25 protein-coding genes are annotated in these 24,549 nt (G+C 70.7%); 21 read left to right on the top strand and 4 right to left on the bottom strand.

All coding sequences use genetic code 11. The features are described 5' to 3' along the window. The first annotated feature begins 84 nt into the window (after nt 1-84). The 4 genes from pstB (at nt 85) to ACRDTB_RS07210 (ending at nt 2,982) form a co-directional block, all read left to right on the top strand. Nucleotides 85-867, top strand: coding sequence for a phosphate ABC transporter ATP-binding protein PstB (pstB, locus tag ACRDTB_RS07225; protein WP_431429254.1), 783 nt, complete (start codon nt 85-87; stop codon nt 865-867). A 7-nt stretch (nt 868-874) separates the two neighbouring features. Further along, complete coding sequence (locus tag ACRDTB_RS07220; RefSeq protein WP_431429193.1) at nt 875-1,753, top strand: response regulator transcription factor; 879 nt, start codon at nt 875-877, stop codon at nt 1,751-1,753. Between the two features lie 13 nt (nt 1,754-1,766). Further along, a complete protein-coding gene (locus ACRDTB_RS07215; protein ID WP_431429192.1) occupies nt 1,767-2,168 on the top strand; it encodes an ArsR/SmtB family transcription factor in 402 nt (133 codons plus the stop codon). Nucleotides 2,169-2,244: 76 nt separating this feature from the next. Then, on the top strand, nt 2,245-2,982 hold the full coding sequence (locus ACRDTB_RS07210) for an MIP/aquaporin family protein (RefSeq protein ID WP_431429191.1): 738 nt from the start codon (nt 2,245-2,247) through the stop codon (nt 2,980-2,982). 339 nt (nt 2,983-3,321) lie between these two features. On the opposite strand, the gene ACRDTB_RS07205 is transcribed toward ACRDTB_RS07210, so the two are convergent. Genes ACRDTB_RS07205 through ACRDTB_RS07190 form a run of 4 tightly spaced genes read right to left on the bottom strand, consistent with a single transcriptional unit; the run spans nt 3,322 to nt 7,634 of the window. After that, entirely contained in the window at nt 3,322-3,798 is a 477-nt protein-coding gene (locus tag ACRDTB_RS07205; RefSeq protein ID WP_431429190.1) for a hypothetical protein, read from the bottom strand. A gap of 17 nt (nt 3,799-3,815) precedes the next feature. After that, nucleotides 3,816-4,985, bottom strand: a complete 1,170-nt coding sequence (locus ACRDTB_RS07200) for an FAS1-like dehydratase domain-containing protein (RefSeq protein ID WP_431429189.1) — start codon at nt 4,983-4,985, stop codon at nt 3,816-3,818. A gap of 34 nt (nt 4,986-5,019) precedes the next feature. Beyond that, nucleotides 5,020-7,044: an acetate--CoA ligase family protein gene (locus ACRDTB_RS07195; RefSeq protein ID WP_431429188.1), complete on the bottom strand. Its 2,025-nt coding sequence runs from the start codon at nt 7,042-7,044 to the stop codon at nt 5,020-5,022. 44 nt (nt 7,045-7,088) lie between these two features. After that, nucleotides 7,089-7,634 (bottom strand): helix-turn-helix domain-containing protein, encoded by a 546-nt coding sequence (locus ACRDTB_RS07190; RefSeq protein WP_431429187.1) that lies wholly within the window; start codon nt 7,632-7,634, stop codon nt 7,089-7,091. A 238-nt stretch (nt 7,635-7,872) separates the two neighbouring features. On the opposite strand from ACRDTB_RS07190, the gene ACRDTB_RS07185 reads away from it, so the two are divergent. The 17 genes from ACRDTB_RS07185 to ACRDTB_RS07105 all read left to right on the top strand — a co-directional run bounded on the left by ACRDTB_RS07185 (nt 7,873) and on the right by ACRDTB_RS07105 (nt 24,539). After that, the gene (locus ACRDTB_RS07185; RefSeq protein ID WP_431429186.1) at nt 7,873-9,879 is read left to right on the top strand and encodes an FAD-dependent oxidoreductase; all 2,007 of its coding nucleotides are present in this window, start codon (nt 7,873-7,875) and stop codon (nt 9,877-9,879) included. A 197-nt stretch (nt 9,880-10,076) separates the two neighbouring features. After that, nucleotides 10,077-11,135, top strand: coding sequence for an ABC transporter substrate-binding protein (locus ACRDTB_RS07180; RefSeq protein ID WP_431429185.1), 1,059 nt, complete (start codon nt 10,077-10,079; stop codon nt 11,133-11,135). Beyond that, complete coding sequence (locus tag ACRDTB_RS07175) at nt 11,132-11,986, top strand: ABC transporter ATP-binding protein (protein WP_431429184.1); 855 nt, start codon at nt 11,132-11,134, stop codon at nt 11,984-11,986. Before ACRDTB_RS07180 ends, ACRDTB_RS07175 begins: the two co-directional genes overlap by 4 nt. After that, nucleotides 11,983-12,867, top strand: a complete 885-nt coding sequence (locus ACRDTB_RS07170) for an ABC transporter permease (protein ID WP_431429183.1) — start codon at nt 11,983-11,985, stop codon at nt 12,865-12,867. Before ACRDTB_RS07175 ends, ACRDTB_RS07170 begins: the two co-directional genes overlap by 4 nt. A gap of 30 nt (nt 12,868-12,897) precedes the next feature. Then, a complete protein-coding gene (locus tag ACRDTB_RS07165) occupies nt 12,898-13,908 on the top strand; it encodes an ABC transporter substrate-binding protein (RefSeq protein WP_431429182.1) in 1,011 nt (336 codons plus the stop codon). A gap of 23 nt (nt 13,909-13,931) precedes the next feature. Further along, nucleotides 13,932-14,879, top strand: coding sequence for a cyclase family protein (locus tag ACRDTB_RS07160; protein WP_431429181.1), 948 nt, complete (start codon nt 13,932-13,934; stop codon nt 14,877-14,879). Then, nucleotides 14,876-16,480, top strand: coding sequence for a hypothetical protein (locus tag ACRDTB_RS07155; protein WP_431429180.1), 1,605 nt, complete (start codon nt 14,876-14,878; stop codon nt 16,478-16,480). Before ACRDTB_RS07160 ends, ACRDTB_RS07155 begins: the two co-directional genes overlap by 4 nt. Nucleotides 16,481-16,545: 65 nt before the next feature. Continuing rightward, entirely contained in the window at nt 16,546-18,540 is a 1,995-nt protein-coding gene (locus ACRDTB_RS07150) for an FAD-dependent oxidoreductase (RefSeq protein WP_431429179.1), read from the top strand. A gap of 10 nt (nt 18,541-18,550) precedes the next feature. After that, nucleotides 18,551-19,312 (top strand): N-acyl homoserine lactonase family protein, encoded by a 762-nt coding sequence (locus tag ACRDTB_RS07145; RefSeq protein WP_431429178.1) that lies wholly within the window; start codon nt 18,551-18,553, stop codon nt 19,310-19,312. Nucleotides 19,313-19,365: 53 nt separating this feature from the next. Further along, on the top strand, nt 19,366-20,592 hold the full coding sequence (locus tag ACRDTB_RS07140; protein WP_431429177.1) for a PQQ-binding-like beta-propeller repeat protein: 1,227 nt from the start codon (nt 19,366-19,368) through the stop codon (nt 20,590-20,592). A 121-nt stretch (nt 20,593-20,713) separates the two neighbouring features. Next, nucleotides 20,714-21,289 (top strand): MauE/DoxX family redox-associated membrane protein, encoded by a 576-nt coding sequence (locus ACRDTB_RS07135; protein ID WP_431429176.1) that lies wholly within the window; start codon nt 20,714-20,716, stop codon nt 21,287-21,289. Beyond that, nucleotides 21,277-21,822 (top strand): hypothetical protein, encoded by a 546-nt coding sequence (locus ACRDTB_RS07130; protein ID WP_431429175.1) that lies wholly within the window; start codon nt 21,277-21,279, stop codon nt 21,820-21,822. The genes ACRDTB_RS07135 and ACRDTB_RS07130 overlap by 13 nt, the downstream gene beginning before the upstream one ends. Nucleotides 21,823-21,848: 26 nt before the next feature. Further along, entirely contained in the window at nt 21,849-22,016 is a 168-nt protein-coding gene (locus ACRDTB_RS07125) for a hypothetical protein (RefSeq protein WP_431429174.1), read from the top strand. 15 nt (nt 22,017-22,031) lie between these two features. Then, nucleotides 22,032-22,586, top strand: coding sequence for a hypothetical protein (locus tag ACRDTB_RS07120; protein WP_431429173.1), 555 nt, complete (start codon nt 22,032-22,034; stop codon nt 22,584-22,586). Nucleotides 22,587-22,610: 24 nt separating this feature from the next. Further along, complete coding sequence (locus tag ACRDTB_RS07115) at nt 22,611-23,321, top strand: hypothetical protein (protein WP_431429172.1); 711 nt, start codon at nt 22,611-22,613, stop codon at nt 23,319-23,321. A gap of 15 nt (nt 23,322-23,336) precedes the next feature. Next, nucleotides 23,337-23,855 carry a hypothetical protein gene (locus ACRDTB_RS07110; RefSeq protein ID WP_431429171.1) on the top strand — a complete coding sequence of 173 codons (519 nt, stop codon included), beginning with the start codon at nt 23,337-23,339 and terminating at the stop codon, nt 23,853-23,855. A 6-nt stretch (nt 23,856-23,861) separates the two neighbouring features. Beyond that, nucleotides 23,862-24,539: an SAV_915 family protein gene (locus ACRDTB_RS07105; protein WP_431429170.1), complete on the top strand. Its 678-nt coding sequence runs from the start codon at nt 23,862-23,864 to the stop codon at nt 24,537-24,539. Nucleotides 24,540-24,549 lie beyond the last annotated feature (10 nt).

Raw genomic sequence — 24,549 nt, 5'->3', positions numbered from 1 at the left:
GAAGTGGACGGACAGGGTGAGCAGCTGCTCGTGGAGATCGCGCATCACCGGGCACCCGCGGTCCCCAGCACCGAGCCGGACGGCGTGATCACCGTGAACGACCTCGGCGTCAGCTACGGCGTCTTCCTCGCCGTCAGCGGCGTGAACCTCGCCTTCGGCAGCAAGGAGATCACCGCGCTGATCGGCCCGTCCGGCTGCGGCAAGTCCACCGTGCTGCGTTGCCTGAACCGGATGAACGACCTCATCCCGACTGCCACGGTGCACGGCCGCATCGCCTACCACGGCACGGACATCCACCACCCCGCCGTCGACGTGATCGAGCTGCGCCGCCGCATCGGCATGGTGTTCCAGAAGCCCAACCCGTTCCCCAAGTCCATCTACGACAACGTCGCCTACGGCCCCCGCGTAACCGGCATGCCGGCCGGCAAGAGCCGCGGCAGCATGGACGACGCCGTGGAGCAGGCACTGCGCGCCGCCGCGCTGTGGGACGAGGTCAAGGACAAGCTCAGGCAGAACGCCTACGGCCTGTCCGGCGGCCAGCAGCAGCGGCTGTGCATCGCCCGCGCCATCGCCACCTCGCCGGAGGTGATCCTCATGGACGAGCCGTGCTCCGCGCTCGACCCGATCGCCACGGCCAAGATCGAGGACCTGATGAACGACCTGGCGACCAGGTTCACGATCATCATCGTCACCCACAACATGCAGCAGGCCGCCCGGATCTCCCAGCGGACCGCGTTCTTCACCGCCGAGGCCGACGAGCGGGGCAACCGCACCGGCCAGCTCGTCGAGTTCGACACCACCGAGCACATCTTCGCCAACCCCTCCGACCGGCGGACCGAGGCCTACATCACCGGCCGGTTCGGCTGAGCCCGCCATGTCGGGGTCGGTCACCGAAGGCTGGGAGTCGGACAACACCCAGTTCCACACGCGACACCGGGCCTGTGTCTCGGCCAGCACGCGGGTTCCCGACCGGCTCGCGGTACTGCTTGTCGAGCACGACAGCGACATCGCCCGGGAGCTCACCGACGCGTTCGTCGGGCAACCGGTCGAGGTACGGCAGTGCACGGACCCGGCCGTCGCGCTGCTGCAGGTCGGCCGCACGTGCCCGGACGTCGTGCTGCTCGGCCCCGCGTCGGGCAGGCTCGGCGCGGCGGACTTCCTCGCCATCATCCGCGAGCTCGACCACGAGCTGCCGATCATCGTCGGCGCCGGAGCCGGGGCCGGTGACCTCGCCGCCCAAGCGGCCGAGCTCGGCGCCACCGCGGTCGTGCGGCGCCCGTACCAGGCGCGCGAGTTGCTCGGGCTGCTCCGGTCGTTCGCGCCGCGACCCGACGCGGTCGAGCTGCGGCCCATGGTGATCGACCTCGGCCGGCTGCGAGTCGACGGCGCCGTGCCGCAGTTCTGGCTGGACGGACGCGTCGTGGCGCTCCCGCCACAGGAGTTCGTCCTGCTCCGCTACTTCGCCGAGCGGCTGGGTGCGGTGCTGACCCGCGCGGAGCTCAACCGCGCGGTCTGGGGCGACAAGCTGGGCGTGCGGAGCAACAGCCTCACCGTGCACATCATGCGGCTGCGCAAGCGCCTCGGCGACGAGGAGCACAACCCGAAGTGGGTCAAGGTGGTGCGAGGTCTCGGCTACCAGTTCACCGTGCCCCCAGCCGCCGACACAGCCACTGGTCCCGCCGGCGACCCGACCCGTACCGTGCCCGCTCAAGCCACGCCGAGCGAGCGTTCACCGGACGTTCATACTGGCTGAGCATCATGCCATCATGATCGGGGGAGCAGTCGGACACGAGCGTGGGAACGGGGTGGTAGCGCTGGCCACGCCGCCCAGCGAGGACAGCTCGCTACGCCCGGACGACATCACCGGCGCGGCGCCCCTGTTCAAGGCTCTGTCCGACCCCATCCGGGTGAGGCTGCTCGCGCTGGTTCGGCAGGCTCCGACCGGCGAGGCCTGCTTCTGCGACCTCGCCGACGAGTTCGACATGCCCCAGTCGTCGCTGTCGCACCACCTGAAGATCCTCGTCCAGGCGGGCCTGCTCGCCCGCGAGCGGCGCGGAACCTGGAGCTGGTACCGCGTCCGGCCCGAGCCCCTGGACCTCATGTCCGAACTGCTCCAGCCCGGCGGCCCGTTCCGGGACGACACCGCGCCCCGCCCCGACTGTGACTAGCCCCGAGACTAGCCCCGACCGCGACCAGCACGGTGCCCATCAGACCTTCGCACGGCTCGTCCACAAAGGAGCACGCATGCGCGGAACGAGCCGCAAGGTGTTCGCCGAGTTCCTGGGCAGCCTGCTGCTGGCGGCGCTGGTGATCGGCTCCGGTATCGCCGCGCAACGTCTCTCGCCCGACGACGTCGGCCTGCAACTCCTGGAGAACGCCGCGGCGACCGCCGTCGGCCTCTTCGCGCTCATCCTCGTGTTCGGCCCGGTCAGCGGCGGGCACTTCAACCCGGTGGTGTCGCTGGTGGACGCCGCGCTGGGCGGGATGTCGTGGCGAGAGGTGCTGGCCTACGTGCCGGCCCAGATCGCGGGGTGCGCCGCGGGCGCGGTCCTGGCCAACGTGATGTTCGAGCTCGATCCGGTCAGCATCAGCACCACCCAGCGGGCGAGCGTGGCACACGGGCTGGCCGAGGTCGTGGCGACCCTCGGGCTGGTCCTGGTGATCTTCGCGCTCGTGCGCACCGGTCGCGTCGAGCGGGCCCCGGCCGCGGTCGGCGCCTACATCGGCGCCGCCTACTGGTTCACCTCGTCGACCAGCTTCGCCAACCCCGCGATCACCATCGGCCGGATGTTCAGCGACACCTTCGCCGGCATCGCCCCGTCCTCGGCGCCGGCCTTCGTCCTCGCCCAGCTGGTCGGCGGCGCGGCGGCGATTCTCCTGCTGCGCGTGCTCTACCCGGACACCACCCCGACCCAGGCCGCCGACGCCGTGCTCCCGCACCCGGACCTCGACGACCCGGCGTCGCGCCCGGCCGCCGGTTGACCGGGACACGCCGATGACCTCAGCACCGCGGTAAGCCATCGTCCTGATCACCGGAATCCAGGCGGCGGGCAACCTCACCGAGCTGGTCCGGTTGATCCGCCGGCGCCCGCTGCTGGTCGTGGTGCTGGCCCACGGGCCGAGGCGGTCGCCGCCCGGGAGGCCGCGCGAGCGAGGAACCACTACGGCGACTGGACCCTCGGCCGGCTCGACGACGGCCTGCGGAACGACACGCCCCGCCTCTGGCTCTGGCTCTGGCTCGACACGTCCCACCAGACCCCGGAGCAAACGGTGGACGAGATCCTCGACCGCGCATGGACCGACGCCCGCATCCCCAGATCGTCAGCTGACGAGCGCGAAGGCGCGGCGGTTGTTGCGCACTCCCCACTGTTGGAAGTACTCGTCCTTCTTCGCCCGGACCGTGGTCCCTCGCTGCCATGCCTCCAGTGCCTCGAGCGTGGCGAACTCGTAGATGACGAGGTACGGCTGGTCGGGGTCGGCCGGGCGGAAGCGGTGGCCGGCTCGCACCCCGTCGGCGATCGCGACCACGCCCGGTAGGTGGACGGTGTCGTACCAGGTGTTCCACTCGTCCTCCGCGCCCGGTGGGACCGGCAGCAGGACGTGCAGCAGGCCAGCGGGTGACGGCGCCGGGGAACCCACGACACGGCATCGCCGGAAGCGCCGGACCACCGCGTCATCGCCGGCCTGCCGCGCCTCGCTCGGGTCGAGGGTCAGGTAGTCGAACCGCGGGTCGCCGTCGAGGCGCCGGTAGGTGAGCGCCGGGCCCGTCGGCCGACCGGTGGACTCGACCGTGATCATGCGAGGCCACATGGCGCTCAGAGCACCGTGCCCGGTTCCAGGGCGATCGGCTCCGGGCTCGCGTCGAGTCGGACGACGACCGTGGCCGTCCCGGTGGCCACCCCGTCGTCGAGCTGGTTGACCGCGGTCAGGTCGAGGTCGACCAAGCCGTAGTCGCCTGCCTTGCGCAGCCCTCGCACCGTTCCCCCGATCCACAGGGTGTCGCCGAAGATGTCCGGCCGGCGCAGCCGGACCGACAGCGTGTGCAACAGGGCGGAGTCACCCATCCAGTTCGTCACCGCGTGGGCGAACCAGCCGCACCGCTGAGGACCGTTGTCGTAGGCGCCCGGCATCCCGATCTCCTTGGCCACGGAGGGGTTCTGGTGGCCGAGGCTGGGCAGGACCGTCTCGGCGAAGTAGCTCGGGTCGTAGTTGCTCGGCAGCCGGAGTGGCTCGTTCTCGGCGAAGTCGCGGTACTTCCACGCCAGTTCGCACGCCTTGTACCCGGGCGAGCCGATGCAGCCGGCGTAGTAGGCGGTCATCGTGATCTGGTCGATGGGGCCCTTGACCACCGCGGGCACCTCGGCTCCGACGCGCAGCGAAGCGAAGTCCAGCGGAGTGGCACCGCGGCGGAACTCGTGGCACGCGTCGAAGCGGATCCGCTCGATCTCCTCGGCGGTGTAGCGGTACTCGGCCCGAGGCTCGTAGGCGAGGCCGTCCTTTGCTCCCCTGCGAGGTACGCGGAACGTGCTGGCGAGGGCCCGGGCGACCGGCACGCCGTCCACCAGGTAGCTGGTGTCCGCGGTCTGGATGACCATGTCCCGTGCCCGGGAACCGGACAGGCGCCGCGCCGGGCCGAAGTGTCCGACCGGGACGATCGCCTCGCCGCGCCGGACGCTTCGGTAGAACGTCCACTCGGTACCGGCGTAGATCGGTTGAACGCCGGGCAGGCCGGCGCCGATCGCCCCGTCGAAGACCGAGTAGAGGAACGTCGGGGGCGCGATGTTCGTCCCGAACGGACTCCGTGCCCCGTGGTCGGGATCGGAGAACAACGGGTTGTCGTCGCCGATCCCGTGGGCGTAGTGGCGGAGCACATCGATCGACGCCTCGGTGTTGTACGGCTCGATGCGGAGGGGCCGGCCGTCCAGCGCGTACACCTCGGCGAAGTTCTCGTCGGTGATGTCCGGTGCGTAGTCGAGTGCTGTCATGCGATCGCGTCCTTGTTCTGTGCCGGGGCCGGGGTCAGGGGCGGGCCAACGCGTCCACGACGACGACGCCCGACTCGCCGACGATCGTGGGGTTGATCTCGAGAAAGGACAGCTCGGTGTCGACCGCGTGCAGTGCGGTGGAGACGAGCTCGTTCAGTGCCTCGACGTCGTACACGGGTCCGCCGCGGTAGCCGTCGAGGAGCTCGCCGATGGTGGAGTGGCGCAGCACGGCGAGCCGGCGTCGCGCATCCCACCCACCCCACAGCGCGGCCTGGCCGACGAGGTGCTCGGCGAGCACACCGCCGGGCCGGACCAGGGCGACCGGCCCGAACTCCGGGTCGCGGATGGCGGACACCATGAGCTCGAACCCGCCAGGCGCCCACCGCTGGGCCACGACGGCGTCGCCGTGGGCGTCGCACACGGCCCGGATCGCGGCGAAAGCCTCACCCAGCGCTGCGGAATCCCGAACGACGCGAACCGCGCCGAGCTCGCTGCGGTGCTCGATCGTGCGGCCAGCGGCCTTCATCACGAGCGGGAAGCCGAGGTCGTCCCCGGCCAGCCGGGCCGCGTGCTCGTCGGCGACGAGCCGCCAGCTCGCGAGCGGGAAGTCCGCCGGCATGCGGGCCGCGACCCATTCCAGGCCGTGCGCGTGCCCGTCCGGTTCCACGGACGTGGCGGGGACCGCGCCGGGCCGCAGCGACAGCGCGTCGACGGCACGCTCGACGGTCGGCAGGTAGGCCACGCCGGCCGCGGCCAGCGTGGCGGCCGCCGGCTCACCGACGGGGTCAGCCTCGGACAGTGAGGTCAGCACGACCGGCACCTTGGCATCACCGTCGGCGAGCCGGCTCGCGAGGATCGCACGGTCGTGTGCGAGGCCGGACTCGATGGCGACCACGAGGTCGCTGATCTCCGGCACGGCGTAGGAGTCGATGGTGTCGACGAACACGCCGGTCTCGTCGAGGAACGGCACGTCGACGGGGTTCGTCGGCGCCAGCCGCGGATCGAGCCGGCCGGCGAGCAGGCCCGTGTCCGACGAGTCCACTGTGGCCAGTTGGAGCTGGGGATGCTGGTTGATCCGGTCCGCGGCGATGACCGCCGCGGCGCCCGACACGGACACGACGCAGACCCGCGGAGTGGTGTACAGGGGCAGCTGGCGGCGAATGTCGTTGACCGCCAACGCGTCCGCGAGGGCGCCGAGGTCGGGTACCTCGTAGGCGCCGATCTCGGCGAGGATGGCCCGGGCCACCTGTGCGGATCCGACCACCCGTCCGGTGTGCCCGGCCGCGGCCTGCCGCCCGGCGGTGCTGTTGGCCGCCTTCAGCACGAACAGCTGCTTGCCCGTGTCCCGCAACGCGTTCTCCAGCGCGGGCAACCAGCGCCGGTCGGTGATGCCCTCCAGGAAGAGCCCGACCGCGTCGATGTCGGGCTGGCCGAGCAGTCCGGTCACCAGCTCCAGCGCGCCGACGTCCGCCTCGTTGCCGGTACTGATCCACTGGCTGATGCCGACGTGGCGGTGCATCAGGGTCTGCAGCAGGCTGTTGCCGAGCGCTCCGCTCTGGGTGACCAGGCCGACCCGGCCGGGCTGTGGCGCCGCGTCCAGCAGGACGCTGGAGAAGGTGAGGTAGGCGGCGGTGCGCACGGCGAGCGTGCCGACGCAGTTCGGGCCGATGACCCGCGTGCGGGCCGGGTCGACGGCCTCGTCGAGCCGGCGGCGGTTGTCTCCCGTATGGACTTCGAACCCGCTGCTGATGACGACGGCGGCGGCGACGCCGGCCGCGGCCGCGTCCTCGAGGGCGGCCGGCACGAGCGAGGCGGGCAGCACGATCATCGCGACGTCCACCGAACCGTGGGGCAGCTCCGTGAGGCTGCGGACCGCGGGGACGCCACCGACCTCGGCCCGCCGGGAGCTGACCGGGACGACCCGGCCGCGAAAGCCATGACGCCTGAGGTAGGAGATGGGGCGCGCCGCGGGCTTTCGGGAGTCATCTGACGCGCCCACCACGGCGACGCAACTCGGGGCGGCCAGCAGGCGCACCAGGTCCGCACCGTTGATCGACATCGAGAAACCTGCTTTCGCGGTGATCGGCCCGCCGTGCGGCACGCTCAGAACGTCGGCGGCGTGATGATCCAGATGGCGACGAGGTCGCCGTCGCCGATGCTCTCCCAACGGTGCGGCAGCTTGCTGGGGAAGTAGATGGCGTCGCGTGGCTCCAGGACCCATTCGCGCTCGGCCACCCAGAACCGCATGCGGCCGGAGATGACCACGCCGCACTCCTCCCCCTCGTGCTGGTGCGGATGTCCGCCGCTGCCCCGGCCGGGCGGTGCCTCGACCCAGATGATCTCCATCTGCCGTTGGAGATCGGGCGAGAGGAGCTCGTTGGCGATGCCCGAGCCCGGGTACACCACCCGGCGCCGGTTGCCACCCCGCAGGACGGCGACCCCGTCGGCGTCGTCCTCGTGTTCGGCGGAGCCGCCGTCGAGCAGCGAGCCGATGGTGAAGCCGAGCGCCTCGGACAGGGCCTTGAGGCTCGACAGGGTCGGGTTGGCCACGCCGCGCTCGACCTGGCTCACGTAGCTCACCGAGACGTTCGCCCGCTCGGCCAGCTGCGCCAGGGTCATCTTCTGCGCTTGCCGGCGCTTCCTGATCACCTCGCCGAGCTCGTTCGCGTCCAGGGTCGACCTCCTCGGTTCGTTGTACTCTCAGTGCAAGAATACTGTCCGTCTCCGAACCGTCAAGACTCCGGTGGCGAAAAAATGCCTCTCTGCCAATGATTCGGAGTACATCCGCCCACATCGGACTATTGACTGCGTGGCCACGCGTAGGTCAGTCTGTCCACTGTCAGTGTAGACGCGCTGGTGTACACGCCGGCGAAAGGACGACGCGATCATGGCTGATGGCGCCTCCCCGTACCCCACGTTGTTCAGTCCGCAGCGGATTGGCAGCAGGACGGCGCGGAACCGGGTCTGGATGACCGGTCACAGCACACATCTGGTGGAGAACGACAACTTCTCCGAACGACACATCGACTACTACCGGGAGCGGGCGAAGGGCGGCGTCGGCGTCATCACCACCGAGGCGCTCGCGGTCCACCCCACGACCCAGCCCTACGACGGCGCGCGGGTGGTCGCCTACGACCCCGCGATCGTGCCGAACTACCGGCGTCTGGCCGACGCGCTGCACGAGTACGACACCCTGGTGTTCGCGCAGCTCTGGCACCGCGGCCGGCAGACGCACGGGCTGATCAGCCGCCGCCCGGTGTGGGCGCCGTCCGCGGTGCCGTGCGCGCTCAACCGCGAGATGCCGCACGCCATGACCGTCGCCGAGATCGACGAGATGGTCGAGCACTACGTGCTCTCCGCCGAGCACGCGGTCGCCGGCGGCCTGGACGGCGTCGAGATCCACGGCGTGACCCACGGGTACCTGCTCGGCCAGTTCCTGTCCCCGGCGACCAACCACCGCGACGACGAATACGGCGGCTCGTTCGAGAACCGGACCCGCATCGTCCGCCGGATCATGGACGGCATCAAGGAGGTGGTGCCGGCCGACTTCGTCGTGGGGATGCGGATCAGCGGTGACGAGGGCCTCGAGCACGGTCTCGGCACCGCGGAGTGGGTCACGATCGCCCGGGCCTTCGCCGACACCGGCCAGCTGGACTACCTCTCCGTCACCCAGGGCACCTACCTGAACCGGATGAAGATGTACGCGGCCACCCCGACCGCACCGGGTTACCAGCTCGCCGCCACCGCCGAGATCAAGCGGGCCGTGCCGGAGCTGCCGGTCGGCGCCGTCGGCCGGATCCTCACACCGGAGATGGGCGAGCACATCTTGACCTCGGGAACCGCCGACATGGTGTGCATGGCGCGCCAGCTCATCGCCGATCCGGAGTGGGCCAACAAGGCGGCCGCCGGCCGCGGCGAGGACATCAGGCCGTGCGTCGGCGCGAACTGGTGCCTCGCCTCGGTCATGCGGACCAAGCTCGCCTGCATCCACAACCCGGCGGTCGGGCGTGAGCGTGAGCTCGGCGCCGGCACCGTCGTGCCGGTCGCCACGCCGAGGCGAGTGGCCGTGGTCGGCGCGGGGCCCGCGGGCCTGCGGGCGGCCGTGACCGCGGCACAACGAGGTCACGAGGTCACCGTCTTCGAGCGGGAGGCCGAGCCCGGGGGACAGGTCGCGTTGCTGCGCGAGGTGCACGGGGTGCGTGAGTACGTGGGCATCGTCGACTGGCTGGTCGACCAGGCCGCCAAGGCCGGTGCCGTGCTCCGGCTCGGCGTCGAGGCCACCGAGGAGTCGCTGCGCGGGTACGACAGCGTCGTCGTGGCGACGGGATCGGAGCCGATCAGGACCGGTTGGAGCTCGCTGCACCCGTACGCGTGGACGCCGAGTCATCCGGTCGTCAAGGGCGCCGACCAGGAGAACGTGCACGCCGTCGTGGATGTGCTGCGCGGGGCGCCCGTGCTGCGCAGCGTCCTGGTCTTCGACGACACCGGTGGGCGTGCACCCCTGGTCGCGGCCGAGTACCTCGTGTCCCACGGACACCAGGTTCAGGTGGTGACCCGCCTGTCGGCGATCGGCCCGGACCTCACCGAGACCCGCGACCAGTCCAGTGTGTACACCCGGCTGCGGCGGGCCGGAGTGACGTTCAGGCCGAACGTGGAGATCGCCGCGATCGACGGCGACGTGGTGACGTTGCGGGACATCCACACCGACGAGCTGTCCGCCGTGGAGCCGGTGGACACGGTTGTGCTGTCGACGGGACACCGCGCCAGCGACTTGTTGCTGCGCACGCTCACCGCCGGCGGCGACCGGCGAATCCTCGCCGCGGGCGACTGCGTCGCCCCACGCCGCGTCTTCAACGCGATCTGGGAGGGCGAGCACGCCGGCCGCGACTGCTGATCGACTTCACTCACAGTTCAATCATGTCGGGCGCGACATCCGATCGTGCCGCGATCGATTCCCGTTGTTCTGCAGCTACTTACGCATCGACATACCGTCCACAGTGAACCTTGACACTCGAAGATTCGAATGCCACTGTGTATCCACAGTTCAATTCGTGCCCGATGCTCCAGTCGCTGTTCGGCCCAGGAGGACCTATGAGACGTCGTCGCCTGACGGCCGCCGCGAGTGCGCTGCTGGTGCTGGCAGCACTCGGCGGGTGCGCGGCGCCGAAGGAGATCGCCGCCGAGGGCGAGGACGGCAGGATCTCGATCGACTATGTCCAGTCCACCGACTCCCTTGCCTACGTCCCGATCTACATCGCGATCAACATGGGTTACTTCGAGGAGGAGGGCGTCGACTTCAACCGTGTCCCCAACGCCGGTACGTCGGCCCAGACCGCCCAGGCGGTCGTCACCGGGCAAGGGCAGGTCGCCGCGACGGGCAGCACCGGGGTGTACGGCGTGGTCGCGCAGGAGCGCGACGTGACCAGCATCGCCACGATCGTCAAGAAGTCGCTGCTGGAGCTCACTCTGGGCAAGGCGGCCGTGGATCGGTTGCGCGCCAAGGGAATCACTCCCGAATCGCCGGTCGAGGACCGGGTACGAGCGTTGCGCGGCCTCACGATCGGCGCCCAGCCCGAGGGCTCCTTCGCCCGCGTACAGCTGGAGGCCACCCTCCGCGAGTTCGGGCTCGCCGCGAGCGACGTGCGCCTGGTGGCCATCTCCGAGCCGAACGCGCTCGTGCCCGCGATGCGCGAGGGGCAGATCGACGGGTTCGCGTTCTCCCTGCCGACGACGAGGGTTCCGGTCGTGGACGGCGAGGGGAGCCTGTGGGTCAGCTACCCACGCGGTGACGTACCGTCGGTCTCGGACACCTACTACATCGACCTGCTCACGTCGCGGCTGGCCCTGGACGCCAACCGGGAGCCGCTCCTGCGCTTCCTGCGCGCGGTGTGGCGTGCCTACGACCTGCTGGAGAACGACCCGGAGGCGGCGAAGGCGGCGGTGCGCAAGTCCTTCCCGGACCTCGGCGACGAGTTGTTCGACGTGTCCTACGGCGCGACCGCTGCCGCGCTGACCGGTGGGATGGTCCCCGAACAGGAGCCGTTCGAGCGGACCGCCGCGCTGTGGGAGTCCAGTTTGGACAAGCCGGCGAACCTGACCTTCGACGACGTCTACAGTCCCGAGCTCGTCAGGGAGTCGGAGCCACGATGAGCCTCACGCAGCACTCGAACCGGGCCGGCGGATCCACGGATCACGGCGCCGACATCGTGTTCGACGGCATCGGCAAGGTGTTCGTCACCCCGGAGCTGAAGGCGTTCACCGCGGTCGACGGCGTGGACCTGAGCGTCGAGCCGGGCAGCTTCGTGTCGATCATCGGACCGAGCGGATGCGGCAAGTCGACCCTGCTCAACATGGTGGCGGGCCTCATGGAGCCGACGAGTGGCGAGGTGCGCTATCGGGGAGTGCCGGTCACCTCGGTGAACACCGACGTCGGCTACATGACCCAGAAGGACAACCTGCTGCCGTGGCGGACGGTCACCGCGAACGTGCGCATCCCGCTGGAGATCAGCGGCTCGCACAGCCGGTCGACCCAGCGTGCGATGGTGCGCGACGTGCTGGAGCGGGTCGGGCTCGCCGGGTTCGAGGACCGGTACCCGGCGGAGCTCTCCGGCGGCATGCGCAAGCGGGTGGCGCTCGCCCGAAGCCTCGTCTACAACCCGAACACGCTGCTGATGGACGAGCCGTTCGGCGCGCTCGACGCCCAACTGCGCGTCTCGCTGCAGGCACAGCTGCTCGCGTTGTGGGAACGCGACCACAAGACCGTCCTGTTCGTCACGCACGACATCGAGGAGGCGATCCTGCTCGCCGACCGGGTCGTCGTGTTCGGCACGAATCCGGGGCATGTCAAGCACGTCGAGCAGATCACCCTGGATCGCCCGCGTGAGCTGACAAAGGCACGAACCTCACCCGAGACCGTCGAGATCATGGACCGGCTGGCCGCGCTGATCGAGCCCGCGCCGGTCGAGTCGGGTGAGTCCGTACCGGAGGGACAGGTCGAATGAGCATGACCGAGCACCGCGAGGCGTCCCCTTCGACCCGGTCGGCCACAAAGGACACCATGGTCGATCCCGCGTGGATCGCGGGCCTGAAACGGCGGCGGCGCAACGACAAGATCAAGCTGCACGCCGGTCGGGCCGCGATGCTCCTGGCGATCCTGTGCTTCTGGCAGTTCCTCGTCGGCAACCCGAGGACCGAACCGTGGACCCTGCTTGACGAGTACTACGTCAGCAAGCCCTCGCAGATGTGGCGGGCGCTGCTGAACTGGATCGACCAGGGCGTCCTGCTGCCCAACATCGGCGTCACCCTCCAGGAGACGCTCCTGGGCTTCCTGATCGGCGCGATCCTCGGCGGGACCGTCGGTTTCGTCGTCGGCACGATGACCTACCTGGGAAACCTGCTCAGCCCGTTCATCAGCGCGCTCTACGCGGTTCCCCGCCTCGCGCTCGTGCCGCTGTTCATGCTGTGGTTCGGGCTCGGGCTCGGCTCGAAGGTCGCGTTCGTCGCGATGCTGGTGTTCTTCCTCGTCTTCTACAACACCTACTCCGGCGCCAAGGACGTCGATTCCGACCTGCTCGACACGATCCGCGTGCTCGGTGCCCGCCGCCGGCACCTGCACCTCAAGGTGATCCTGCCCTCGGCACTCACCTGGGTGTTCGCCGGACTGCGGATCTCGGTGCCCTACGCACTGGTGGGTGCCGTCACCGCGGAGATGATCTCCTCCAACAGAGGGTTGGGGTACCTGCTCATCCGAGCGTCCGGCCAGTTCGACACCGCGGGGGTGTTCGCGTCGATCGTCGTGATGATGTGCGTCGCGCTCGCGCTCAACGGTCTCGTCGTGCTGCTCGAACACTACCTCCTGCGCTGGAAGAAGCGCGGCCGATAGCGCCACACCGCCGAGAACCGAGGATCACCGATGCTCCGTAAGACAGCACTGCTGTGCCTTGGCACGCTCGTCGCGTGCCTGACCGCCTGCGGCGATGCCGAACCGGCCGCCGGCGACGGCCCCGTCCGCCTGGTCGTCGCGCAGGGGTCGACCAACTTCACCTACTCGTCGATCTACGTCGCGCAGGGGAAGGGCTTCTTCGCCGACGAGGGCCTGGAGATCGACCTGCAGACCATCGGCGGCGCGCCGACGATCCTGAACGGCGTGTTCGGCGGCAACATCGACATCGGCCTGCCGGGTACGTCCGGCGCCGTCACGGCCGCCGGCCAGGGCCGGCCGGTCAAGATCATCGGCAACCTGAGCGTCGGCGCCTCGACGTCGATCGTGTTCGGCTCCGATTTCGCGCGTGCCAAGGGAATCACCGAGTCCTCCTCGGACGAGGACAAGATCGAGGCGCTCGCGGACGCGCGCATCGCGTCGTCGATCGCGGGCTCCACGACCACGAGCATGCTGACGTACTTCCTCAAGTCGCGCGGCGTCGACCCCAGCGGGCCGCAGATCCTGCCGTTCAACGACCAGGGCGCGCTGCTCGCCGCGGTGCGCAGCGGCAGCGCGGACGCGCTGTGCTTCGGACCGTCGGTCGCCCAGAAGGCCGTCGCGGACGGGTTCGCCGTGCCGGGTCTGTCCTTGGCCAAGGCCCCGGAGCTGGCGGACGTCTCCTGGACCTCGATCGTCGTCTCCAGCTCCTGGCTCGAGGAGAACGCCGAGACGGCACGCAAGTTCGTCCGCGCGGTGTCGCGGGCGCTGGAGCTGATCAGCGAACGGCCCGACGAGGCGAAGCCCCTCGTCCGCGAGGAGCTGCCGGACCTCACCGATCCGGTGTTCGACGGCGCCTGGGCCGAGGAGCTCGCCACGTTGCCGGCCACGCCGGAGGTGCGCGAGAAGAACATCAGCTCGCTGGTTCCCGTGCTGAACGAGACCGACAGCCTGCCCGACCCGCCCCGGTTCGAGGACCTGGTCTCCAACGACTACCTGCCCTGACCGCGTCCGTGAAGGAGATTGGCGTGCGCACACCCTCCCGCGAGGAGATCATGCGGCAGATCGACGAGCGCCGGAACTGGGGCCGGTGGGGGCCGGACGACCAGGTCGGCGCGGTCAACCTGGTGGTGCCGGACAAGGTCCGCCAGGCCGCGGCGCTGGTCACGTCGGGCGAGCGGATCTCGCTGAGCCGCCCGCTGCCGGTGACCCCGGCACCGAACAACGTCCGGCCGGTCGGCCACTTCATGGAGCGGCGGCCCAGGGGCCGGCACGCCGGTGCCGGTGTCGCGGCGGACGTCCTGTTCGCCACCGTCCACGGCGCCGGCATGACCCACCTCGACGCCCTGTGCCACACGTGGGGCCCCGACGGCATGTGGAACGGGCGCGACCCGGACGAGATGATCGAGATGAGCGGCGTGCGCTGGGGTGGGATCGAGCACTGGCGCGACGGCATCGTGACGAAGGGCGTCCTGGTCGACGTGCCCGGCCATCGCGGCGCCGAGTACGTGTCCTATGAGGAGCCGGTCGGCGGCGACGAGCTCGTCGAGATCGTCGAGAAGCAGGGTTGCGCGGTGGAGCCCGGCGACGCCCTGGTCGTCTACTGCGGCCGTGACCGGTGGGAGCGCGAGCACTCGCCATGGGGCTCGCGCGCACCCGCGGACATGGGCCGCCCGGCCACCGGCACCGAGCAGCGGCCGGGGCTGCACGCCTCGTGCCTGCGGGCGCTGCGAGACTGGGACGTCGCGATGCTGGTGTGGGACATGCTCGACTACGGGCCCAACGGCTACGACATCCCGTGGTCGGTGCACGCCGCCATCCACTCCTACGGCGTCGCGCTGGTCGACAACGCACTGCTCGAGCCGCTCGCCGACGCCTGCCGCGCGGCCGGCCGGCACGAGTTCATGCTGACCGTCGCACCCCTGGTCGTGGTCGGCGGAACCGGGTCGCCGGTCAACCCCATCGCCGTACTGTGACCGGCGATCGGGTTGGCTGGATCGACCCGCGGCCGGCGAAGCCGTCCCTACCTCGACCGGCGGCCCGGCGCGCGAACGGCCGGCGGAGAGTTCTGGTCTTCGACAACGGAAAGCTGTCCCCGCCGTACACCCACTGGACCGCGCTGCGCGCCCCGCTGACCGGCGGCCTCGCGGCGCCGCGCGACGAGGTCGAGATCGTGACCGACACCGTCGACCTGCTCGAGCCCACCGCCGGCGACCCCTGCGACATCGTCGACCACTGGCGCCGGCAAGGCGTGTCCGACGCCGTGCTCCTGCTGTGCGACGTCGGCGTCACGCAGCCGACCATCGCGCTCGCGGCCGCGGCCGAGCGGGCCGGCATCCCGACCGTGTCGATCGGCATCACCCAGGCCGCGGACCTGATGGCGAGCCTCGCCGCGGCGAGGTGCCCCGGCATGCCGGTCGTGCCCCTGCCGGTAAGCCGGCTCGACGCCCCGGCCGTGCTCGCCGACGCGATGACCGCGCACCTGCCGGCCGTGCTGCGCGGGCTCACCGCCGATCCCGCCACGCTCGTCGCCGAGTTCGCCGACGCCTATCCCGCGACCCGGACGCTGTGGCGGGACACGGAGATCCGGCACGACGACGTGGACGGGTTCGCCGCGGCGAGCCGGTGCGGCGACGGGCTTCCCCTTCGCGGCGCCCGTCCCGCCGCGGTGGCATGCGTTCTCGACCGGCTCGACCGGGACGGGGACGACGTGCTCATCCCCGCGCTCGAGCCGAGCCGGATCGCGCTCACCGCGCGCGACGCGGTGGTCGCCGCCGAGATGGCCGGTGCCACCCCGGCGGCCACCCGGCTCGTCATCGCCGCGCTGGAGGCGATGGCGGCACCGGCGTACAACCTGTCGCTCGGCGCGATCACCTCGCATCCGAGCGGTCACCTGCTCGTGTTCAGCGGACCTCTGGCCCGTGCCGCCGGCCTGGAGTCGGGCAGGGGCTGCCTCGGCCCGGGCGCGCGTGCCAACCTCGCGGTGGGCCGAGCGGTCAACCTCGCACTGCGGAACGTGAGCCGCGCCGTGACCGGCCTCGGCGCGCTGACCGCGTTCGGCTCGTCCGCCCAGCTCTCCTACTGCCTCGCCGACCGCGCGGACGGGCCCCTGCCGCCCCTCAACGTCACGGCGACCGGCGATCGGGACGCGTCGGTCGTGCTCGTGCACAAGTGCGAGGCGCCACGCAACGTGCTCGACCACATGTCGGCCACCCCGGATGCCCTGCTGTCCTCGATCGCCGCCGTCAGCGCGACGCCGGCGAGCAACAACGCCTACCTGCCGAGCGATCTCGTCGTACTGCTCAACCCCGAGCACGCCGAGATCCTGCGCAGGGCCGGATGGTCCCGTGTGGACGGTCAGCGGCGCCTGTGGTCACTCGCCCGCAACCGGCGGACGGACCTGCTCGGCCGCAACGCGAAACCACAGTGGCCGCCCGAGTGGTCCGGATGGGACACCATCCCGGTCACCCCGAGCGCGGAGCGGATCCACCTCGTGGTCGCCGGTGGTTCCGGTCCACAGTCGATGGTCGCGCTCCCGTGGGGGTACGCGAGGGCCGTGCTCGACACGATCACTTGACTCGCTGTTCTGGCAGTGCAATCGTTCTGTTCACGGTGTAACAACCGAGGTAGGAGAGGTAGCGGATGCCGGAGAACTCGTACCCTCGACTGCTGAGCCCGGTGCGGCTGCGGGGCCTGGAGGTCCGCAACCGCATGGTGATGACGGCGCATCGCAAGGGCCTGGACATGCCGCGTTCACCCGGTCCCCGGGAGATCGCGTACCTCGCGGCGCGGGCGGCCGGTGGCACCGCGCTCATGATCACCGAGGCGAGCCCGGTGCACCCGACCAGCTTTCCGCACGGCGACATGACGACCCCCTACTCGGGCGAGTCGATCGAGCTCTACCGCGCGGCCGCGCAGGCCGTGCACGAGCAGGGTGCGGCCATCTTCGGCCAGGTGTACCACTGTGGCGCCGAGGCTACCAACGGCGTCTACTCCGAACGTCCACTGTGGGCACCGTCGGAGCTGCGCGGTCTCGGCTCGGAGGAGGTCGCACACGCGATGACCCTCGGCGAGGTCGACGAGTTGGTCACCGCGTTCGCCCAGGGTGCCGCCAACTTCGTCGCGGCGGGCTTCGACGGCGTGGAGATCCATGGCGGTCACGGGTACCTGATCGAGCAGTTCCTCTCGCCGCTGACCAACCACCGCACCGACCGCCACGGCGGATCCCTGGTGAACCGGATGCGGTTCGCCCGCGAGGTGATAGAGGCGGTCCGCTCCGCGGTCGGCCCCGACGTGCCGGTCGGCCTGCGGGTCAGCGCCGACGAACGCCTGCCACGCGGGCTGGGGGTGTCCGACATGGTGCGGATCTGTGCCGCACTCACGTCCTCCGGCGAGGTGGACTACCTGTCGGTGTCCAACGGCACTCACGAGTCCTATGCCGGGCTGGTGCCCAACGCGGCGGCCGACTTCGGCGAGTACGCGCGGTACGCCGGTGCGATCAAACCGCACGTCCCGGTCCCGGTCCTGGCCGTCGGCCGCCTGCACACCCCCGCCGCCGCGGAGCGCGTGCTCGCCGATGGGCACGCCGACCTGGTCGGGATGCTGCGCGCGCTGATCGCCGACCCCGAGTTGCCCAACAAGGTCGCCGCGGGGGAGGAGGAGACGATCCGGCCGTGCATCGCGGTGAACTACTGCCTGCGGCGGGTGCATCTCAGTGCCGAGATCCGCTGCGCGGTCAACCCCGCCACCGGTCTTGAGTCGGTCGAGCGCCCCCCGGCGGATCCGTCGCGGGTCGCCGTCGTCGGTGCCGGCCCGGCCGGATTGGAGGCCGCGTGCGTGGCCGCCGAACGAGGCCATTCCGTTGTCCTGTACGAGAAGTCGGACCGGCTGGGTGGCATGTTCGCGACCGCGGGCGCGTTCCCGAACAAGATCGGCTCGGCGCGGCTGCTCGATCACTACCGCACGCGGTTGGACCGACTGGGGGTCGACGTACGCCTCGGTACGGCGGTGCACGACGTCACCGAGCTTGGCTCGGTGGACGCCGTTGTCGTCGCCACCGGGGCGGCGTCGCTGCGCTCACCGTGGCCCGACCGGCACGAGCGGCACGGCGAACCGTGGCCACACCCCTTGGCGTTCCGCGACGACTGGTCGGCGCTGCTGGCGCAACCGTTGCGAGGCAAGCGAATCGTGCTGGTCGAGTCCGAGATGGTCGACTACGTGGCCGCGACCCTCATCGGCTACCTCGTCGACAGCGGCGCAGACCTGACCGTGGTCACCGCCGCCGACCGCGTGGGCGCCGGGCTCGACCGGCCGAGCGCGGACGCCGTGCACCGAGCCCTGGCACGGGCCGATGCGCCGGCCTACACCGGTAGCCGGCTGGAGGCGACCGGCGAGAGCCTCGAGGTCCACAGCGGACCGCTTCGGCGGGTGTTCCCGTTGGACGGTGTCGAGCAGGTCCTGATCACCGGGCCACGCCGTTCGGCCGTGCCCGCGGGCCTTTCACCCGACGGTGGCGGCGGCACCCTGGTGCGGCTCGCCGGTGACTGCCTGGCACCGCGCGGCCTCCCGCAGGCGATCAAGGACGGACACGACCGCGCGGTCCGGATCGGTGTCCGCTCACCATTGGCACACGTCTGAGGAGGGACGTATGGCGACTCAACTGATCCCGATCGACTGCGGGCACATCACCGAGGTCGAGCGATCCGGCCAGCAGTACTTCACCGGGTTCGGCGAGAAGATCCACGCACAGGTGATCATGTGGCTGGTCAAGGGTGACGACACGACGATCGTCATCGACACGGGGCCCGGAACGCCGGAGATGGTCCGCGAGCGACACGGCCGCGAGCTGGTGCAGAGCCCGGAGCAGAACCCGTTGCGGGGGCTGGAGAAGCACGGCGTGGCGCCGGACGACGTCGACGTCGTCGTGCAGACCCACCTGCACTGGGACCACTGCCTCGGGCTGGACCAGGACCTGTTCCCGAACGCCGAGATCTACCTCCAGCGCGCCGAGCTGGCCTACGCCGCGGCGCCGTACCCCGTGCACCAGCGGCTGTTCGACGTCGGCGTGCTCAAGCGGTTGCTGCCCTCCTACGCCCGGGACATCCCCAACATCCGGATCATCGACGGCGACTACCGGATCTCCCGCGACTGCGAGCTGCTGCTGACCCCCGGACACACACCCGGCACCCAGGCGACGATCGTCCGCACGGACACGACGACCTACGCCTTCGCCTCCGACACGGTCACCTACGGCTCCTCCTGGCGTGGCCCCACGTGTGAGGACTGGATCCCACCCGGCATCCACACCAACCTCGACGAGTACTACGAAAGCCTCGCCCGGCTGGCCCGGGTCGCCGACGTGGTCGTGCCGTCCCACGACGACGCCTGGCTCGATCGGACCCTCGAGTGACGTTCCCGGGTTTGTGGCATGCTGATCACCCAGGTGAGCGGGGTAGGGGGGGCATGGGACGGTGGACGCGGAGGCGGCTGCTGATACTGGCCGCCGTGGCGGTGGTCGGCGCGGCGGTGGGCGGATACGTCGTGTTCGGAGTGGACCGTTACGACGAGGAGGTCGCCGGACCGGCCGGGGACTATCCACCGGCGGTGGGTGACTCGCCGCCGGCCGATCCGTCCACAGTGGTCAGCCGCGCGGGAAGCCCCGTGATCCTGGACGGGCTGCGCATCGAGCGCGGCGACGGGATCACCGCCTACGACCTACGCAGCGGCGCGGAGTTCTGGGCCTACCGGCGGGACGGGCGCGAGGCCCGCCGCGTCGCGGCGGCCGGCGGCGCGGTGTACGTGCGCTGGGACGACGGGCTCCTGGTCCGGTTCGACCCGCGGGCGGCGGAGGCGCGCTGGCACGCCGACACGGGCGGCGACGAGTACGCGGAGCTGGTCACGGTCGGCACCACGGTGGCGGTGCTGACGGACTCCGGAGTGACCGCCTACCACGCCGAGGATGGTGACGAGGCCTGGTCGGCGCCGCTGCGGCAGGGCTGCACCACGCGGGGTGAGGCACTGGCCGCCGGCGACGTGCTCGTCCTGGGCCTGCTGTGCCGGGAGGGTGGCTTCGGCGCGCAGCTGCTGGGCCCGGACGGTACGGACCGGTGGATCGGCGTGGAGAAGGGCACGCGGGTGATCCCCGCGGGCGAGGACCGGTTCGCCGTCGCGGTGCTGCTCGGCGACGCGACGGTCTACTCGGCACAGACCGGTGAGGTCGTCTCGATCGCCAGCTCGTCAGTCGACCAGGGCACCTACCGCTCGGGCAACGGCGAGGTCCTGGTGTCGGCGAACCCGGACGCCACCGAGGACGGCGAGCTGGCCTACGCGGGCTGGAGCACGACCGACGAGCGCCTGGCGTGGCGCGTACCGACCGACGGCACGTGGTGGCCGACCGGCTCGCCGGTGGTCGTCGACGAGCTGGTCTACGCGGTGCGCCGGGACGCGGACCGGGACACCCACCGCACGCTGGTGGTCTACGACGCCGCGACCGGCACCGAGCGCGCCCGTACCGAGGTCGACCTGTCCGAGTACGTGCCCGATCCCGAGCTGCCCTACACCGAGCTGGAGATGCGCATCTCCTACATCGCCGCCGGCACCGTCACGCTCGTGATCACCGAGCCGAGCTTGGGTTCAGGCGTGACCTGCGAGCAGTGCGGCATCGTGCTCGCCGAACCCGAGTCCGCCTGAGCGGAAACCGTCGCGACGCCCCTCGGAGTGGCGCGGCAACCGTCACGGCGGCTCGGGTCGATCGCACCGGTTGACGTACCGTTCAGATGAGCTTACGGTAGCCGCCATCTCATGAGCTGAGATGAAGGCCGCGTTCGGGGGTACGCACGTGTTGATGGTGACGGCGGTCGCGCTGGCTATCGCGACGGGCGGTGGGCTCGTGTTGGTGGCGGCGGGCGTCGGCCATGCTCGGCGCTTCGACCCGCTGCGGGCGATCCTGGCCAGCCAGGCGCTGCTGCCCCATCGCTGGCAGCGACCGGTGGCGCACCTGCTGGTAGCCGCGGAGTTGGTCGTCGGTCTGGCCGTGGTGGTCGCCGGCCTCGCCCCGAACGGCGGGCCGGGCATCGTCTTCGCCGTCGAGGGCGGGCTCTACGTCGCCATGCTCGCCTACGCCGTGGTGCTGTACCGCCGCCGCCCGGCGGTGCCCTGCGGGTGTTTCGGCGATGACGGTCCGGCCTCGCTGCCGTCCGTGATGCGGACCGGGATTCTCGCCGCCGGCGCCGGTGTCGCGGCGGCGGTGACCAGCTCGCCCGGAGCGCACGCCGCGGTGCCGCTGCCATTGCTCGCGTCCGGCGCGGTCGCGATCGCCGCGCTGGCCTACGTGGTTCCCGGCGCCTTGAGAACCGTCGACACCGAGGGGGCGGGATGGACGCACTGACGGCCGCCGTGGTCCTGGCGTGGATCGTGCTGATAGTCCTGGCGTTCGCCATGGCCGGGCTTCTCCATCAACTTCGCGATGTGCGGGCGGCGTTGCGGCGCCGGGCGCCCGCCGGACACGCGTCGTCGGCTCCGCCGCCCGGCGGGCCGGTGTCGGTCCGGCCAACGGGCGCGAAGGTCCGGTCGGTCGTGCTGCTCGTCGATGGCCACTGCCCGACGTGTGCCGAGGTCGCTCCGGTCTTCGCCGACCTCGCGCGGGCCGGCAGTGCGGACGTCGACAGCGCGGACATCGACAGTGCGGACGTCGACTTCGTCGTGCTGAGCTATGCGGCCAACGACCTGGGGGATGATCTCGATGGGGTTCGATACGTGGTCGACTCCGGCGCCTACCACCACCTCGACCCCGGATGGCGGCCCGCGATCGTCGTGGTCGGACCGGACGGGGAAGTCGAGGCCACCGAGCCGGCCGGGTCCGAGGCCGCCGTCCGCGCGCTGGTCACGAACCTGGTCACGACCGGCACGGCGAGCCGGTAGGCGGGCGAACGATGTGGGTGGATCCCGTGTCGAGAACCCGGCGCACCCTCACGCATCCGCTGACGCCGGTGGCCGTCCTGGGCGGTGCGGCCCTGCTCGTCGGCTGTCTCGCGCTGACCTCGACGCCGCCGGTGCTCGTCGCGTGGGTCGTCACGGCGGTGTCGGCCGGCTACGCGATCTCCGGTTCCGTTTGAAGCTACAACTCAGCGATGCTGACTTCGTCGGTCTGGCGAAGTGGTGCACGGTGGTGGTTCTCCGGCGGCCTGCTCGCCGGCGGGCTGACCAGCGCGCTGTGTGCGGTGACGCTCGGATCGCTTCTCCTGCGGCCGATCCTGCCCGGCGTCGCGCCGGCGGTGTTGGTGGCCGTGGCCTTCGCACTGGTGGCGTCGAACGAGCTCGGCCTGCTCCGCCTGCGGCTGCCGCAGAACGCCCGGCAGGTACCGCTGTCGGTGGTCGAGGAGGGCGCGCGGTTCGGTGCCCTGCAGTTCGGATTCGAGATGGGCACCGGCCTGCGGACGTTCATGACCAGCGGCCTGCCCCACACACTCGCCATCGCGCTGATGCTGATCGCCGGGTTGCCGGAGGGTCTGCTGGCGGGACTGGGCTTCGGTGCGGGCCGCGCCTGGATGACGTTGTCGCGCCACGCGCACCGCGATCACGACGGCTGGGACGCGCAGCTCGTCACGTTCGACCGGACGGTACGACTCGGCCTGACGGCGGCCGCCGGAGTCACGCTGGGCGTCCTCACCATTCATTCCTTTTGAGACCGTCAGCAGAGGGAGAGGTCCATGTACGGCACGACATCCAGGTTCCAAACCCCGGACGGCGGCCTCATCACGCTCGCCGCGGACGGCTACGACCTTGACGACCCGTGGTCGGCGCAGGTCCGGCTCACCGCACGCGATCCGGCCCGCCTGCTACCGACGGGCCATCAGGTGCGGGGCTTCGACATCGAGTTCGCCGGCAACTACGACTACGTCATCGCCGAGGTGCTGCACGGCACCGTGACCGACCGGCTGGACAGCCGGGGCGGGCAGCTTCTTCTCGCGCGCGGCGACCAGCAGGCGTTGGCACTGTGGCGGGGCCCGTTCCACGAAGCGGCGATCTGGTTGTCCGATCCGCGGACGCCGACGGCGCACGCGCTGCGCTACTTCGACGGGATCACGTTCACCGACTCGGCGGCGGGGCTGGTCGTCGAAAGCCAGACACCGGACGTCGAGGAGGTGGAGACCATCGAAGTGATCAAACGCGTTCCCGGTGTCGGCTACCTCGATGTCAAGAACGCGGCGGCGGCGTTCGAGCTCGTGCCGACCTGGGCCGGCGCCAAGGCTTCCGCCGGGGAGATCTGGCGGCAGATCGACGATGACCTGCCGGTGTTCATTCTCGCCAACACCACCACCGTGACGGTGCTCAGCGGCGAGGGTAAGCAGAAATCGACCGAGGGCCCGCGCCTGGAATTCCTCGATCGACTCACCACCCTGTCGTGGACCGAGCGATAACCACGAGGAGGAGACATGGCACTCGACCCACGGAGCATTCCCGACGCGACCACTCCGCCACCCGACCCGGCTCGCAGCGGCGTCAGGAAGACCATCAAGCGAACGCACTTCTCCCGGCGCGGGGTGCTCCGGAGCATGCTCGGCGCCGGCATGGTCGTCGGGATCGCCTCACTCGACCTGCTGCCGACCGGAAGAAAGGCCGCCGCCGCACCGCCGACCTGGCGATCGTGCGACGCCTATCCCCAATACCCGTCCTGGGCGAAGAACTGCAACGCGAACGGGGCAGGACAGCATGTCAGCATTGGATACTGCGGCAGCACCGGATATCACCGCCGGGACTCCACCAGCGCGGGATGCCGGTTCATCGACTACACGCGCGCGAGGCGATGCCTGGGCAAGAACGCCTGGGTGTGGCGAAAGGACCGTGTCGATCCCGAGTACCGCAACAAGAGGTGCTCCGACGGCTGGGTTTATGTCACGGAGTGTTCGGGCCAAACCCACCGCTACAAGTCGACCTGCCTGAAGTACCTGTAGGACGCGATGCGGGACAGTGTCATGGAGGAGACCGGGCGGTTGCGGTCGTTGAGCCGCGCCGCGTTGCATCAGGTCGACCGGCTGGCGCACAGTGGCATCGAGCGGTTGTACGGGCTGTCGCTACCGCGAGGTGGGCTGGAATGGAGCCAGACACCACGTGGCGAGGCGGTGCTGTGGGTGTACAGCAGCATCCAGAACCTGGTCGAGTCGTGCGGCGCGGGTCAACCGTGGGTTCGGCTCACGATGGCGGACCTGATCGACGTGGACGCCACGGCGGAGGTGCCGTTGCTGGTCGCGTTGGATGTGTGGCATCCGGACGGAGCGAGGTATCCGGATGTGGACCCGCGGGAGTGGGAACCGCTGCCGCGACGGGAGCGGGTCGCGGACGCGCCGGACACGGTGTGGGTGCCCGCCCGGTCGGCGAACCCCCGCGACCGGCGGGTCGAGGTCGAGCTGCGGACCGATTCCTCGGGCGGACGGGTGCTGCTGGTGTATTCCTCGATCGAGGCGCTGCGGGCGGGCTGCGGGCCGCATCAGGCCGCGGTGGAGATCCTGCTCGAGGACATCGCGCAGGTCGCCGACGACGCCGGAGCCGGCAGCGTCGCGTGGGACCTGGAACTGGCCGAGGAACTGCGGCATCAGACACCGCGGGTGGACTGGACCCGCGACAACCGTTTCCGGTGACCCGAGACGA

Source organism: Actinophytocola sp., from assembly GCF_050699935.1.
GTDB lineage: Bacteria > Actinomycetota > Actinomycetes > Mycobacteriales > Pseudonocardiaceae > Actinophytocola.
The sequence above is the reverse complement of the archived record's forward strand: the minus strand, read 5'-3'. Positions and strand labels throughout refer to the sequence as shown.

Excerpts from the sequence above, each read along its gene's own strand:
- ACRDTB_RS07220 (WP_431429193.1), top strand. The coding sequence starts at position 875 with ATGTCGGGGTCGGTCACCGAAGGCTGGGAGTCGGACAACACCCAGTTC.
- ACRDTB_RS07215 (WP_431429192.1), top strand. The coding sequence starts at position 1,767 with ATGATCGGGGGAGCAGTCGGACACGAGCGTGGGAACGGGGTGGTAGCG.
- ACRDTB_RS07210 (WP_431429191.1), top strand. The coding sequence starts at position 2,245 with ATGCGCGGAACGAGCCGCAAGGTGTTCGCCGAGTTCCTGGGCAGCCTG.
- ACRDTB_RS07205 (WP_431429190.1), bottom strand. The coding sequence starts at position 3,798 with ATGATCACGGTCGAGTCCACCGGTCGGCCGACGGGCCCGGCGCTCACC.
- ACRDTB_RS07200 (WP_431429189.1), bottom strand. The coding sequence starts at position 4,985 with ATGACAGCACTCGACTACGCACCGGACATCACCGACGAGAACTTCGCC.
- ACRDTB_RS07195 (WP_431429188.1), bottom strand. The coding sequence starts at position 7,044 with ATGTCGATCAACGGTGCGGACCTGGTGCGCCTGCTGGCCGCCCCGAGT.
- ACRDTB_RS07185 (WP_431429186.1), top strand. The coding sequence starts at position 7,873 with ATGGCTGATGGCGCCTCCCCGTACCCCACGTTGTTCAGTCCGCAGCGG.
- ACRDTB_RS07180 (WP_431429185.1), top strand. The coding sequence starts at position 10,077 with ATGAGACGTCGTCGCCTGACGGCCGCCGCGAGTGCGCTGCTGGTGCTG.
- ACRDTB_RS07175 (WP_431429184.1), top strand. The coding sequence starts at position 11,132 with ATGAGCCTCACGCAGCACTCGAACCGGGCCGGCGGATCCACGGATCAC.
- ACRDTB_RS07170 (WP_431429183.1), top strand. The coding sequence starts at position 11,983 with ATGAGCATGACCGAGCACCGCGAGGCGTCCCCTTCGACCCGGTCGGCC.
- ACRDTB_RS07165 (WP_431429182.1), top strand. The coding sequence starts at position 12,898 with ATGCTCCGTAAGACAGCACTGCTGTGCCTTGGCACGCTCGTCGCGTGC.
- ACRDTB_RS07150 (WP_431429179.1), top strand. The coding sequence starts at position 16,546 with ATGCCGGAGAACTCGTACCCTCGACTGCTGAGCCCGGTGCGGCTGCGG.
- ACRDTB_RS07145 (WP_431429178.1), top strand. The coding sequence starts at position 18,551 with ATGGCGACTCAACTGATCCCGATCGACTGCGGGCACATCACCGAGGTC.
- ACRDTB_RS07140 (WP_431429177.1), top strand. The coding sequence starts at position 19,366 with ATGGGACGGTGGACGCGGAGGCGGCTGCTGATACTGGCCGCCGTGGCG.
- ACRDTB_RS07135 (WP_431429176.1), top strand. The coding sequence starts at position 20,714 with ATGAAGGCCGCGTTCGGGGGTACGCACGTGTTGATGGTGACGGCGGTC.
- ACRDTB_RS07130 (WP_431429175.1), top strand. The coding sequence starts at position 21,277 with ATGGACGCACTGACGGCCGCCGTGGTCCTGGCGTGGATCGTGCTGATA.
- ACRDTB_RS07120 (WP_431429173.1), top strand. The coding sequence starts at position 22,032 with ATGCTGACTTCGTCGGTCTGGCGAAGTGGTGCACGGTGGTGGTTCTCC.
- ACRDTB_RS07115 (WP_431429172.1), top strand. The coding sequence starts at position 22,611 with ATGTACGGCACGACATCCAGGTTCCAAACCCCGGACGGCGGCCTCATC.
- ACRDTB_RS07110 (WP_431429171.1), top strand. The coding sequence starts at position 23,337 with ATGGCACTCGACCCACGGAGCATTCCCGACGCGACCACTCCGCCACCC.
- ACRDTB_RS07105 (WP_431429170.1), top strand. The coding sequence starts at position 23,862 with ATGCGGGACAGTGTCATGGAGGAGACCGGGCGGTTGCGGTCGTTGAGC.